Genomic DNA, 13705 nt, shown 5'->3' on the forward strand with positions numbered 1-13705 from the left:
CGCTGTTACAAATCGCCAACATGCGGCAGCGAACCAAGGCTTGCACGTTTCGTCATACCGTTATCGCAATCTGTCGAGGAGGTAACGTGGCAAGCCTGGAATCGCAGCAACCGCATCAACAATACCGACCACGCTGGCGTATCGCCGATCTGGATTTTTCGCGCATCGATCTGCAGCGCGTGCGTCACGATGAAAACACCTTCTACCTGGTGACCTGCGCCTCGTTCGTCGAAAGCGGCTCCGATCTGTATACCCACAACCTGATCGACTTCTTCCATGACAACGAGGAAGTGGCGACCTGGCTGCGTGAGCAATGGGAAGTGGAAGAGTTGCAGCACGGCGCGGCGTTGCGCGCCTACGTCGGGCATGTCTGGCCCGAATTCGACTGGCAGCAAGCCTACGACAGCTTTCTCGCCGAGTACGCAGGCTACTGCAAGGTCGAACTGCTGGAGCCGACCAAGGCGCTGGAGATGGCCGCGCGCTGCGTGGTCGAGACCGGCACCGCCACCTATTACCGCGCGCTGTCGCGCAGCGTGCAGGAACCGGTGCTGCAGGAACTGGCGGCGCGCATCTCCAACGACGAGGTCAATCACTACAAGCATTTCTATCAATACTTCCGCCAATACCGTCGGCGCGAAGGCATCGGCCGCTCGCGCGTGCTGGGTACGCTGAGCCGCCGCACGCTGGAAATGCGCAACGAAGACGCCGACTGCGCCATCCGCCATGCGCTGAAATTCCGCGATCCGGCGCGGGCCGGCGACGTCGCCTATTTAAGAGAGCTGAGCGCGCGCATGAGCGCCACCGTGCGCACCAATTTGACGCCGGACATGACCTTGAAGATGATTTTGCGCCCGCTGGAGCTGCCGCCCAAGGTGCAAAGCTGGGTGCAATATCCGATCCGCCAACTGATGCATTACGTGTTTTTGCGCTAAAAGCAAACACAAACCCTGTAATTTGCTCCTTTCTGGGGCGCATCGTCGTTTACCGCACCGCCACCATTTTTGACATCCCTAAAATGGTGCGATAGTGCGCGGCGGCTTCTGCAAAGCCGGAAAAATCACAAGAGATTGACGTTTTGTCATTGGCACGCATTCTGCTAAAGCAGGAAGGCAGTCAACAAACTCTCATTGATTCTTCTAACTGTAGGAGCACTTCATGTCACGTCGTACTATCCTAAAAGCAACAGCACTCGGCGCGTTCGCACTTGCAGCTTCTTCCTGGCTCCCTGCCGCATTCGCTGCGGACACCATCAAAGTCGGCATCCTGCATTCGCTGTCGGGCACCATGGCCATCTCCGAAACATCGCTCAAAGATGTCGCGCTGATGACGATCGATGAAATCAACGCCAATGGCGGCGTCAACGGCAAGAAACTCGAGCCCGTGATCGTTGACCCTGCATCCAACTGGCCTCTGTTCGCTGAAAAAGCGCGCCAGCTGATTTCGCAAGACAAGGTTTCCGTCGTGTTCGGCTGCTGGACTTCGGTCTCGCGCAAGTCTGTCCTGCCGGTCTTCAAGGAACTGAACAGCCTGCTGTTCTATCCGGTCCAGTACGAAGGCGAAGAGCTGGAAAAGAACGTCTTCTACACCGGTGCAGCGCCTAACCAGCAAGCCATCCCTGCCACCGAATACCTGATGTCGAAAGAAGGCGGCGGCGCCAAGCGTTTCGTCCTGCTGGGCACCGACTACGTCTACCCACGCACGACCAACAAGATTCTGCGCGCCTTCCTGCATAGCAAGGGCGTGAAAGATTCCGACATCGACGAAGTCTACACACCGTTCGGCCACTCTGATTACCAAACCATCGTCGCCAACATCAAGAAGTTCGCAGCCGGCGGCAAGACTGCAGTGATCTCGACCATCAACGGCGACTCCAACGTGCCGTTCTACAAGGAACTCGGCAATGCCGGCCTGAAGGCGACTGACGTGCCTGTCGTCGCGTTCTCGGTGGGTGAAGAAGAACTGCGCGGGGTTGACGCAAAACCGCTGGTCGGCCATCTGGCTGCCTGGAACTACTTCGAATCCGTGAAGAACCCGGTCAACACCGCCTTCATCAAGAAGTGGAAAGCCTACGCCAAGGCCAAGGGTCTGCCGAACGCCGACACGGTCGTGACCAACGATCCGATGGAAGCGACTTACGTCGGTATCTACATGTGGAAGCAAGCCGTTGAAAAAGCCAAGACTACCGACACCGACAAGGTGATCGCAGCGATGGGCGGCCAGACCTTCAAGGCACCGTCCGGCTACACGCTGGAAATGGACAAGACCAACCATCACCTGCACAAACCAGTGATGATCGGCGAAATCAAGGCCGACGGTCAGTTCAACGTGGTCAACAAGACCAAGACCACCATCCGTGCGCAACCATGGAGCCCATACATCCCGGGCAACGAGAGCAAGCAAAAGATGTAATGCAGTTGCTTGCCATGTTTGGTTAGCTGAGCAGTTCCCCGCTGCATGTTCCATGCAGCGGTTTGCAAGACCTTGCACCGGGCGTCCGACATCCCGTCCGGTGCAATCACTGCGGCGATTCCATCTCCGGAATCGCATGCATGAATCTCAGACAAGCGTCGTAAGACCGACTTTCTTTCCGTCTTGCCTTGCCACCGAAAAGAACCATGAGACTTCTCCCCAAGATAATTGCGTCCGCCTTGCTGACAGGCTGGCTGTGCACCCAGGCGATCAGCGCGCATGCTGCGATCGATCCGGCGCTGCTCAAGCCGCTGGCCGGCGACGACCCTGACGCGCGCATCGCCGCCGTCACGCAGATTGCTGCGCTGGCCAATGCCGACGCGCAAAAGATCCTCAACGCCATCAACAGCGATGCCCTGTACGCCACGCCTGCCGGCGACGTGCTGATCATCGAAGACAGCGACGCCTTCAATCCCGCCACCGACAAGACCGGTCCGGCCCCGGATGACGCCGAAGGCATCACCGTCAACAACCGCCTGCGCGGCGTAGTCGAAGGCGCCTTGTCGGGACTCAAGCTGTTCTCGCCGGACCGCGCCACGCGCCTGACCGCCGCGACCGAATTGCTGAAGACCGCCGACGCCGCACAGACCCCGTTGATCAGCAAAGCGCTGGCGGCGGAAAAAGATCCGCAAATCCAGGAAGTGTTGAAGCAAGTCGTCGCTACGGCCAACCTGCACGCGCCTGACGCAGCCGCACGCAAGGCCGCCGTCAAAGCCCTGGCCGACACCACCAACGCCAATCTGAAACCGGTGCTGGAACAGATGCTGGCCAAGAATCCGGACGGCAGCTATGTCGAAGCCGATGAGGGCGTACGCATCGAAGCTGTACGCACAATGTCGGCGCTGGACCGTCATCTGGCGATTACCGAATTTGTCGGCAAGCTGTTCTACGGCGTCTCGCTGGGCAGCGTGTTGCTGCTCGCCGCGCTCGGCCTGGCGATCACCTTCGGCCTGATGGGTATTATCAACATGGCGCACGGTGAACTGCTGATGATCGGCGCCTACACAACTTATGTATGCCAACTGGTGTTCCGCAAATTCTTCCCGGGCGCGATTGACGCCTACATCGTCGTTGCACTGCCGGCCGCCTTCATCGTTGCCGCCGCGGTGGGCATCGCGCTGGAACGCCTGGTGATCCGCTGGCTCTACGGCCGGCCGCTGGAGACCCTGCTGTGCACCTGGGGCATCAGCCTGATGCTGATGCAGGCCGTACGCTCCATCTTCGGTGCGCAGAACGTCGAAGTCGCCAACCCGAGCTGGATGTCGGGCGGCATCACGGTGCTGGGTTCGCTGGTGCTGTCGTACAACCGGATCGTGATCATCTTCTTTGCGCTGTTCGTGGTGTTCGCAGTGTGGCTGATCCTGAACAAGACACGCCTTGGCCTGTTCGTGCGCGCCGTCACGCAAAACCGCCGCATGGCCGATTGCGTCGGCGTCTCGACCGGCAAGATCGACATGATGACCTTCGGCCTCGGCTGCGGCATCGCCGGTCTCGGCGGCGTGGCACTGTCGCAGCTCGGCAATGTCGGCCCCGACCTTGGCCAGGGCTACATCGTCGACTCCTTCATGGTGGTGGTGCTGGGCGGCGTCGGCCAACTGGCGGGCACCGTGATCGCTGCGTTCGGTCTGGGCGAGGTGAACAAGTTCCTGGAGCCGGTCGCCGGCGCCGTGCTGGCCAAGATCGCCATCCTCGTGTTCATCATCGTGTTTATCCAAAAGCGCCCGCAAGGCCTGTTTGCACTGAAAGGCAGGAGCGTGGAATGAGTACCCTCAATCTCCCATTGAAACCTTCGTTGTTTTCGCGTCCGGCATGGATCGGGATCGTGGTCTTTACCGTAATCCTGGGTCTGCTGCCGATCCTGAATCTGATCTTCCCGGCCGGCCATCCGCTGTCCATCTCCAGCTACACCATCGCGCTGATCGGCAAGTTCATGTGCTATGCGATGGCGGCACTGGCGCTCGATCTGGTGTGGGGCTACACCGGCATCCTGTCGTTGGGCCACGGCGTGTTCTTCGCGCTGGGCGGCTATGCGCATGGCATGTACCTGATGCGCGCCATCGGTCACGACGGCGTGTATCAGAGCGACCTGCCGGACTTCATGGTGTTCCTCAACTGGAAAGCCTATCCGTGGTACTGGTGGATGACCGAGCACTTCTGGTTCGCCATGCTGCTGGTGGTGCTGGTGCCGGGCGTGCTGGCCTTCGTGTTTGGCTACTTCGCCTTCCGTTCGCGCATCAAGGGCGTGTACTTCTCGATCATCACGCAGGCGATGACCTTCGCCTTCATGCTGCTGTTCTTCCGCAACGACACCGGCTTCGGCGGCAACAACGGCTTCACCGACTTCAAGCGCATCCTCGGCTACACCATCACGGCGCCGTCGACCAAGGCGGTGCTGTACCTGGTGACGCTGGCTTTCCTGCTCGGTTCGCTGCTGCTGTGCCGCGCCATCGTGACATCAAAACTGGGCCGCGTACTGCAGGGCGTGCGCGACTCCGAGTCGCGGCTGATGTTCATCGGCTACAACCCGCTGTGGTTCAAGCTGTTCGTGTGGACTTTGTCGGCGGTGTTGTGTGGCATTGCGGGCGCGCTGTATGTGCCGCAGGTCGGCATCATCAATCCGTCGGAAATGTCGCCGGCCAACTCGATTGAAATGGTGATCTGGGCTGCCGTCGGCGGACGCGGTTCGCTGATCGGCCCGATCATCGGCGCGTTCACCGTCAACGGCCTGAAGAGCTGGTTCACCGCGGCCTTCCCGGATCTGTGGCTGTTTGCACTGGGTCTGATCTTTATCCTGGTGACGCTGTTCCTGCCGCAAGGCATTCTGGGACTGGTCAAGAAACTCAAGAAGCAAGACCCGCAAGATCGCATCAAGGAGGCCGCATGAGCGAAATGTACAATCGCGCCGCGCCGCAAGACAGCGTCGATAACGGCCAGCACGCCGATCACGGCACCTCGTATGCGCGCATCAAACCGGAAGGCGTCGACACCACGCACGGCGCCATCCTGTATCTGGAAAACATCACGGTCTCGTTCGACGGCTTCAAGGCGATCAACAACCTGAACCTCGACATCTCGGTCGGCGAACTGCGTTGCATCATCGGCCCCAACGGCGCCGGCAAAACCACGATGATGGACGTCATCACGGGCAAGACGCGGCCGACGGCGGGCACGGCCTTCTTCGGCCAAAGCATCGACCTGACCCGGATGACCGAGTATGAAATCGCCCATGCCGGCATCGGCCGCAAGTTCCAGCGGCCGACCGTGTTCGAGCAGCATTCCGTCTTCGAGAATCTTGAGATGGCGATGAAGATGGACAAGCGCGTGAAGACGACCTTGTTCGCGCGCCTGAACTCGGAACAGATCGGCAAGATCGAAGAGATCCTCAAGCTGATCCGTCTGAACGGTCAGGAAAACCGCGTCGCCGGACTGCTCTCGCACGGCCAGAAGCAGTGGCTGGAAATCGGCATGCTGCTGATGCAGGAACCGCAATTGCTGCTGCTGGACGAACCGGTGGCCGGCATGTCCGACGCCGAGACCGTGCGCACCGCCGAGCTGCTCAACGAGCTGCGCGGCAAGCATTCGATCATGGTGGTGGAACACGACATGGGCTTCGTCGAAGAGATCGCGCAAGGCGGCAAGGTGACCGTGCTGCACGAAGGCTCGGTGCTGGCCGAAGGCACGATGCAGCAGGTGCAATCGGATGATCGCGTGATTGAAGTGTACTTAGGCCGCTGAGAGTAACGCTCTAAACCCGGGACGAGAAGAATATGCTGCAAGTCAATCAATTGAATCAATATTACGGCGCCGCGCACACCCTGCGCGGCGTGTCGATCAACGTCGAAAAGGGCAAGTGCCTGTCGCTGCTCGGCCGCAACGGCGTGGGCAAGACGACGCTGCTGAAATGCCTGATGGGCGTGCTGCCCGTCGCGGCCGGCAACGTCACGCTGGAAGGCAAGGACATCACCAAACTGAGACCGCATCAACGCGCTGCACTCGGCATCGCTTACGTACCGCAGGGCCGTGAAATCTTTGCACGCCTGACCGTGGAAGAAAACCTGCTGATGGGCATGGCGACCAAGTCCGGCCGCAAGGCGTCGACCATCAAGGGTGAAGTGTACGAACTGTTTCCGGTGCTGAAGGAAATGCTGCACCGTCGCGGCGGCGATCTGTCGGGCGGACAGCAACAACAACTGGCGATTGCGCGCGCGCTGCTGGCCGAGCCGAAACTGATCATCCTCGACGAGCCGACCGAAGGCATCCAGCCGTCGATCATCAAGGATATCGGCCGCGTGATCAGCCTGCTGCGCCAGCGCGGCGACATCGGCATCTTGCTGTGCGAGCAGTACTTCGATTTTGCACGCGAACTGGCCGACACCTTTGTCGTGATGTCGCGCGGCGAAGTGGTGGCGTCAGGCGTGCAGGCCGAGATGGATAACGAGGACGTGAAGAAGCATCTGGCGGTGTAGCCATTTTCCTGTTCGAGCACATGTTGCCGGATGATCAAGTCCGGACGGCGTGCGTTTTCACGGCAGGTCTGCTATAAACGAAGGTCCGCTCCGCGGCTCCATCCTCACGTCGCACAATCAGAAAAATTGCATGAAACGCATCATCGATCCTGCCGCTGCCGTCACGGAATCGGGCCAGACCGCCGCCGTCACCGCAATTGCGTCGCGCCATCAGCAGGCGCGACTGACGCTGGGCTTCGCCGACGATGCCGGCACCACGCGCATGATCGAGCGCAGCCACTTCGGTCCGCTGCGCGTGCAGAAGCCGCTGTATCCGGAACACCCCGCCGTCTGCCATGCGGTCATCGTGCATCCGCCGGGCGGCATCCTCGGCGGCGACGTTCTCAACATCACCGCGCATGTCGGCGACAACGCCCATGCCCTGCTGACTACGCCCGGTGCGGGCAAATGGTATCGCGCCAACGGCTTCGTCTCTGCGCAGCAGGTGTCGCTGACCGCGACCGCCGGCGCCGCGCTGGAATGGCTGCCTCAGGAAACCATCTTTTTCAACGACGCCGACGTGCGCATGGAACATCAGGTCGAGCTGGCTGCTGATGCGACCTATATTGGCGGCGAGATCCTGTGCTTCGGCCGCACCGCGTCGGGTGAATCTTTTGACAGCGGCCGTGTCAGCCAGCGCACCAGCATCCGACGAGGCGGCAAACTGGTCTGGTTCGAGCAAGGCGCCTTGCGCGCCGGCACATCGTCAATGACAAGTCCGCTGGCATTGGCCGGTTATACCGTAAGCGCCACGTTGATTGCCGTGGGACTGCCGCTCAACGCCGCCTTCCTCGGCGAACTGCGCGAACTAACCAGCGCGCAGGCCCATGACGGCCGCAGCGGTGCAACGCAAATGAAACAGGTATTGGTGCTGCGCTATCTGGGCAACTCCAGCCAGATTGCGCGGCAGTGGCTGACGCATGCATGGCAGCGCATCCGTCCGGAATTGATGCAGCGCGAAGCGATCGTGCCGCGCATCTGGAATACGTAGATAAGCAACACAGACAGAATCAAGGAGAACGCATGGAACTGACCCCACGGGAAAAAGACAAGCTGCTGATTTTTACGGCAGCCCTGGTGGCTGAACGGCGCAAGGCGCGCGGCCTGAAACTGAATTATCCGGAAGCAGTGGCGCTGATCACCGCAGCCATCATGGAAGGTGCGCGCGACGGCCGCACCGTCGCCGAGCTGATGTCGGAGGGTACCAAGATTCTGACCCGCGCCGACGTCATGGATGGCGTGGCGGAGATGATCCCCGATATCCAGGTTGAAGCGACTTTCCCGGACGGCAGCAAGCTGGTCACGGTTCATCACCCCATTCCTTAAGAGGCGCCATCATGATTCCAGGAGAAATGCTGGTTGAGCCGGGCGACATCGAACTCAACGTCGGCCGCCGCACCGCGAGCGTCACCGTCGCCAACAGCGGCGACCGTCCGATCCAGGTCGGATCGCACTTTCACTTTTTCGAAACCAATCCCGCGCTGAAATTCGAGCGCCAGATTGGCTACGGCATGCGCCTCAACATCGCCGCCGGCACGGCGGTCCGCTTCGAGCCGGGCCAGGAGCGCACGGTGGAACTGGTGGCATTGGCGGGCGACCGCAAGGTCTACGGTTTCAATGCCAAGGTGATGGGCGCACTCGACAAGAAGGGAAATAAATAATGGCCAAGATTTCACGCCAGGCTTATGCCGAGATGTTCGGTCCCACCGTCGGTGACCGTTTGCGTCTGGCCGACACCGAGTTGTTCATCGAGGTCGAAAAGGATTTCACGACCTATGGCGAAGAGGTCAAATTCGGTGGCGGCAAGGTGATCCGCGACGGTATGGGTCAATCGCAGCGCAACTATAAAGACGTCATGGATACGGTGATCACCAATGCGGTGATCGTCGACCACTGGGGCATCGTCAAGGCCGACATCGGCTTGAAAGGCGGTAAGATCGCGGCCATCGGCAAGGCCGGCAATCCGGACATTCAGCCCGACGTCACCATGGCCATCGGCGGCGCGACGGAAATCATCGCCGGTGAAGGCATGATCGTCACGGCCGGCGGCGTCGACACGCACATCCATTTCATCTGCCCGCAGCAAATCGAAGAAGCGCTGATGAGCGGCGTCACCACCATGATCGGCGGCGGCACCGGACCGGCGGTCGGCACGGCGGCGACGACGTGTACGCCGGGTCCGTGGCACATCCATTCGATGCTCTCCGCAGCGGATGCTTTCCCGATGAATCTGGGCTTCCTCGGCAAGGGCAACGTCAGTTTGCCGACGCCGCTGGAAGAACAGGTCCACGCCGGCGCCATCGGCCTGAAGCTGCATGAAGACTGGGGCTCGACGCCGGCGGCGATCGACAATTGCCTGTCGGTGGCGGATCGCCTCGACGTGCAGGTCGCGATCCACAGCGACACGCTCAACGAAGGCGGCTTCCTCGAACATACGCTGGCCGCGTTCAAGGATCGCACCATCCATACTTTCCACACCGAAGGCGCAGGCGGGGGTCACGCGCCGGACATCATCGCGGCGGTGGGACAAGGCAATGTCTTGCCGTCCTCGACCAATCCGACGCGTCCCTACACCGTCAATACGCTGGACGAACATCTGGACATGCTGATGGTCTGCCATCACCTGGATCCCGCCATCGCTGAAGACATCGCTTTCGCCGAGTCACGCATCCGTCGCGAGACGATTGCTGCAGAAGACATCCTGCACGACATCGGCGCGATCTCGATGATGTCCTCCGACTCGCAGGCGATGGGCCGCGTCGGCGAAGTGATCATGCGCACCTGGCAGACCGCGCACAAGATGAAGACGCAACGCGGTTCGCTGGCGCAAGATCCGTCGCGCCACGACAATTTCCGCGTCAAGCGCTACATCGCCAAGTACACCATCAACCCGGCGATCACGCACGGCATTTCGCATGTGGTCGGCTCGCTGGAAGTCGGCAAGGTCGCCGACATCGTGCTGTGGAAGCCGGCTTTCTTCGGCGTCAAGCCGTCGATGATCCTCAAGAGCGGCATGATCGCTGCAGCGCAGATGGGTGATCCGAATGCCTCCATCCCGACACCGCAGCCGGTGCATTACCGCATGATGTTCGGCGCGTACGGCGGCGGCTTGAAGACCTCGATGACCTTCGTTTCGCAATCCGCTTTCGATGCCGGCATCGGCGACATGCTCAAGCTCAACAAGCCGGTCGTGCCGGTCAAGGGTATGCGCAATCTGCGCAAGCGCGACATGATTCACAATGGCGCGACGCCGAAGATGGAAGTCGATTCCGAAACCTATGAAGTGCGCGCCGACGGCGAGCTGCTGGTGTGCGAGCCGGCCAAGGTGCTGCCGCTGGCGCAGCGTTATTTCCTGTTCTAGAAAATTATTATGCTGACCCTGAACACCAAGATCGAACACGCCGAGAAAATCGACGGCGAATTGCTGTTGCCTTACGACCAGCGCGAGAAAAGCCGCCTGCGCGCGACCCTGCTGTCGGGTGAGGACGTGGCCGTCTTCACCGTGCGCGGCACCGTGCTGCGCAATGGCGATCTGCTGCGCGGCGACGACGGCCGAGTGGTGCGCATCAACGCCGCCAAGGAAGCGACTTATCGCGTCCAAGCGAGCTCGCCGCATCAGTTGCTGCGCTGCGCGTTCCATCTCGGCAATCGCCACACGCAGGCGCAAGTCGGCGACGGCTTCCTGCGTATTCGCAAGGATCCGGTGCTCAAGGAAATGCTGGAAGGTCTGGGCGCATTGGTGGTCGAAGAAGAGGCCGCGTTCGAACCGGAGTCGGGCGCATACGGCGGTGGTCACCATCATCACGGCGACGATCATCATCATCCGCTGGCGCCGATTCCGGTGCGTCAGAAGATCCATCGCCCCGGCGACAAATCCTGATTCGCGGAAACTTCCATGCAAGCACAAGCCCTGCTTCATCTGCTCCAGCTGACCAGCCCGTCGCTGCCCATCGGCGCGTACAGCTATTCGCAGGGACTGGAAGCGGCAATTGAAAACGGCACCGTGAAGAACGAAGCCGCTGCGCGTGCGTGGATCGTCGACTCGCTGCACGAAGTGGTGGCCAGGTTTGAGGCGCCGATTTTGTGGCGCTTGCTGCAGGCCTTTGCCGCGCGCGATGCTGAAGCGGTGGCATTGTGGAACGAACGCTTTCTCGCCGCACGCGACACGGCCGAGTTCCGCGCCGAAACCATCCAGATGGGATATTCGCTGAGCAAACTGGCCATTGATCTGAAGATCGGTGACGCGTCTTTGCTTGCTCTGATGCAGGCGCAAGGCGAAGTTCCGTTGCCGACCGCACTGGCGTATGCGGCGGTGGCGCTGAATGTACCGTACGACGCCGCTTTGCTCGGCATGTTGTTCGCGTGGGCGGAGAACCAGGTGCTGGTCTGCGTCAAATCGGTGCCGCTCGGCCAGGTCGCCGGACAGCGTTTGTTGCTGTCCCTGCAGCCGGAGCTAGAGGCTGCGGCGAAGACGGCGCAGGAATTGGCCGATGATGAATTGTCGAACTGGTCTCCGGGCCTGTCGCTGCTGTCTATGCAGCATGAGGTGCAGTACAGCCGCTTGTACCGTTCTTAGTGTTGATGTCGCATCGGTCGATCAGAACCATTTGAATTTTATAGAATCCGTTTTTAATCGAGATAAACATGAGCAACCCATCCTCTCCCAATCCATTGCGCGTCGGCATCGGCGGCCCGGTCGGCTCCGGCAAGACGGCGCTGTGTGAAATGCTATGCAAACGCATGCGCGACCATTACGACATGGCGGTCATCACCAATGACATCTACACCAAGGAGGACATGGAAATCCTGTTGCGCGCCGATGCGTTACCAGCCGACCGTTTGATGGGCGTGGAGACCGGTGGATGCCCGCACACGGCGATTCGCGAAGACGCATCAATCAACCTTGAAGCGATCGCGCGCATGAGCGCAGATTTCCCGGATCTGGACCTGATACTGGTAGAATCCGGCGGCGACAATCTGGCGGCGACGTTCAGCCCCGAGTTGTCGGACCTGACCATTTACGTGATCGACGTCGCCGGCGGCGAGAAGATTCCACGCAAGGGCGGTCCAGGCATTACCCGTTCGGATCTGTTGATCATCAACAAGACCGATCTGGCGCCTTACGTCGGCGCCAACCTGGACATCATGGCGCAGGACGCCAAGCGTATGCGCGGCGACCGGCCATTCGTGTTTACCAATTTGCGTAGCGGCGACGGCGTCGAGACGGTGATTGAATACATCCGCAAGCAGGGCTTGCTGGATGAGAAGAAGTGAAGCTGAAGACTGGTAGCTATTCTGGTTCGTTTGGCGCGTGAGCGCGTTCACAAGATTTATCCGAAGGAGAGAAAACATGTTTCGTATTTCCAGCAAGACTGTCGCGCGCGCAAGTGCATTGACCATCGCGGCCCTGGCCAGCACCAGCGTGCTGGCGCATCCCGGCCACCCCGAATCGCTGATGTCGGCATCGATGAGCTTCGGCGCCGGCTTCAGCCATCCGTTTTCAGGTGTAGATCACTTGCTGGCGATGCTGGCGGTCGGCCTGTGGGCGGCGCAAAACAAGCGCTCTGCCATGTGGGTCTTGCCGCTGGCGTTTCCGCTGATGATGGTGGTTGGCGCACTGTTAGCGTTTTCCGGCTTGAGCATCCCCGCCGCTGAAACCGGCATCGCCGCTTCTGTCGCGGTGCTTGGCTTGCTGATCGCCTTCGCTGTGCGCATGCCTTTGTGGGCGAGCACGGTCGTGGCGTCCTTGTTTGCCGTGTTCCACGGCTATGCGCATGGCAGCGAGTTGCCTCACGGTTCGTCGGCTGCGCTGTATGGCATCGGCTTCGTGCTTGCTACAGCTCTGCTGCACGCCGCAGGTTTGGGTATCGGTTTGTTTGCCGGTAAGCAGATGGCTGACAAGGTCGTGCGCATCGGCGGCGTTGGTATCGCGGCAGTTGGTGCTTATTTGCTGGCGGCTGGCTGATCGGGTGATGTCGTAAATGTTGGTGCGGCATTCCAAGGATGCCAGCACCATCAGGTGTTATGAAAAAGGGCCGCGTCGAAGGACGCGGCCCTTTTTTTGTACATGGAGTGGATGTAATTTCATGGCGAATGAAGGGCCAACTTGGATTCGGCTGTTCCCGCACGAGCACTGCCCGGATCTTCGGCATCGCCTCTTCACTTTTGTCGGCAATAGGCCAACTCCCGGCATTGCGGATTCAACAGCCGTCATTACAATGCATTTCGTCTGTAGTCCGCGCCTGGATCTACTTAGGGTGCTGCGTGATCTGTGGCCCCGATCAGCAATTGTCGAAGACTCTATCCCTGACTGCTCGAATAGGAAGAAACCGGTCGTTGACCGGTTTTTACGCCTGGAGGATTTGGGAGATGGTTATACGGGACGTCCGAAGTAGTGAATTGCATTCATCTGATGTGAGAGTACGAATCAGATGATGCGTCGCCTGGCGAAGTCGCTGAGGATACCTTCCTGGTTTATTACTGGAGATGGCGGCACCATGGGTTAGCGTATGAGCGAGGGACGATTGCCTTGATGATTTTCTTGAGCGATCGTGGATTTGCTGTGTTACGGAAGGGGGACGAGGTGGCCGGCATGAGTAAGCCGTGGCTGAAGTTGATCCGCTATTGGTGTTCAGTAGCGCAATGGAGGTAAAAGCGGTGAGACAGGGGACGTAAAAGAAGAGATAGGGGACTTAGCGAGCGTGCCTTGAGAGGTAAGGCGAAGGCGGCAG

At 60.0% G+C, this 13705-nt stretch carries 14 protein-coding genes; all 14 read left to right on the plus strand.

Translation table 11 applies throughout. The features are described 5' to 3' along the window. The first annotated feature begins 95 nt into the window (after nucleotides 1-95). Nucleotides 96-932: a ferritin-like domain-containing protein gene (locus ACIROY_RS23780; protein ID WP_402344694.1), complete on the plus strand. Its 837-nt coding sequence runs from the start codon at nucleotides 96-98 to the stop codon at nucleotides 930-932. A 223-nt stretch (nucleotides 933-1155) separates the two neighbouring features. Then, nucleotides 1156-2409, plus strand: coding sequence for an urea ABC transporter substrate-binding protein (urtA, locus tag ACIROY_RS23785; protein ID WP_265215780.1), 1254 nt, complete (start codon nucleotides 1156-1158; stop codon nucleotides 2407-2409). Between the two features lie 206 nt (nucleotides 2410-2615). After that, the gene (gene urtB, locus ACIROY_RS23790; RefSeq protein ID WP_402278803.1) at nucleotides 2616-4232 is read left to right on the plus strand and encodes an urea ABC transporter permease subunit UrtB; all 1617 of its coding nucleotides are present in this window, start codon (nucleotides 2616-2618) and stop codon (nucleotides 4230-4232) included. Next, the gene (gene urtC, locus ACIROY_RS23795) at nucleotides 4229-5353 is read left to right on the plus strand and encodes an urea ABC transporter permease subunit UrtC (protein WP_402344682.1); all 1125 of its coding nucleotides are present in this window, start codon (nucleotides 4229-4231) and stop codon (nucleotides 5351-5353) included. The genes urtB and urtC overlap by 4 nt, the downstream gene beginning before the upstream one ends. Next, the gene (gene urtD / locus ACIROY_RS23800) at nucleotides 5350-6204 is read left to right on the plus strand and encodes an urea ABC transporter ATP-binding protein UrtD (RefSeq protein WP_402278799.1); all 855 of its coding nucleotides are present in this window, start codon (nucleotides 5350-5352) and stop codon (nucleotides 6202-6204) included. The genes urtC and urtD overlap by 4 nt, the downstream gene beginning before the upstream one ends. Before the next feature lie 32 nt (nucleotides 6205-6236). Further along, nucleotides 6237-6935 (plus strand): urea ABC transporter ATP-binding subunit UrtE, encoded by a 699-nt coding sequence (urtE, locus tag ACIROY_RS23805; RefSeq protein WP_402344685.1) that lies wholly within the window; start codon nucleotides 6237-6239, stop codon nucleotides 6933-6935. 130 nt (nucleotides 6936-7065) lie between these two features. Continuing rightward, nucleotides 7066-7965 (plus strand): urease accessory protein UreD, encoded by a 900-nt coding sequence (locus ACIROY_RS23810; RefSeq protein WP_402344688.1) that lies wholly within the window; start codon nucleotides 7066-7068, stop codon nucleotides 7963-7965. 32 nt (nucleotides 7966-7997) lie between these two features. Continuing rightward, a complete protein-coding gene (locus ACIROY_RS23815; RefSeq protein WP_094561945.1) occupies nucleotides 7998-8300 on the plus strand; it encodes an urease subunit gamma in 303 nt (100 codons plus the stop codon). Nucleotides 8301-8311: 11 nt separating this feature from the next. Next, nucleotides 8312-8635 carry an urease subunit beta gene (locus ACIROY_RS23820; RefSeq protein WP_402278793.1) on the plus strand — a complete coding sequence of 108 codons (324 nt, stop codon included), beginning with the start codon at nucleotides 8312-8314 and terminating at the stop codon, nucleotides 8633-8635. Then, complete coding sequence (gene ureC / locus ACIROY_RS23825; RefSeq protein WP_402278791.1) at nucleotides 8635-10335, plus strand: urease subunit alpha; 1701 nt, start codon at nucleotides 8635-8637, stop codon at nucleotides 10333-10335. The genes ACIROY_RS23820 and ureC overlap by 1 nt, the downstream gene beginning before the upstream one ends. A gap of 9 nt (nucleotides 10336-10344) precedes the next feature. After that, entirely contained in the window at nucleotides 10345-10854 is a 510-nt protein-coding gene (ureE, locus tag ACIROY_RS23830; protein WP_402278789.1) for an urease accessory protein UreE, read from the plus strand. Nucleotides 10855-10869: 15 nt separating this feature from the next. Beyond that, nucleotides 10870-11550 carry an urease accessory protein UreF gene (locus tag ACIROY_RS23835; protein WP_402278787.1) on the plus strand — a complete coding sequence of 227 codons (681 nt, stop codon included), beginning with the start codon at nucleotides 10870-10872 and terminating at the stop codon, nucleotides 11548-11550. A 68-nt stretch (nucleotides 11551-11618) separates the two neighbouring features. After that, on the plus strand, nucleotides 11619-12248 hold the full coding sequence (gene ureG, locus ACIROY_RS23840) for an urease accessory protein UreG (protein WP_116436027.1): 630 nt from the start codon (nucleotides 11619-11621) through the stop codon (nucleotides 12246-12248). 76 nt (nucleotides 12249-12324) lie between these two features. Continuing rightward, nucleotides 12325-12939 (plus strand): HupE/UreJ family protein, encoded by a 615-nt coding sequence (locus ACIROY_RS23845; RefSeq protein ID WP_402344691.1) that lies wholly within the window; start codon nucleotides 12325-12327, stop codon nucleotides 12937-12939. The last annotated feature ends 766 nt before the right edge of the window (nucleotides 12940-13705 follow it).

This window comes from Herbaspirillum sp. NPDC101396, assembly GCF_044767365.1.
Classification (GTDB): Bacteria; Pseudomonadota; Gammaproteobacteria; order Burkholderiales; family Burkholderiaceae_D; genus Herbaspirillum.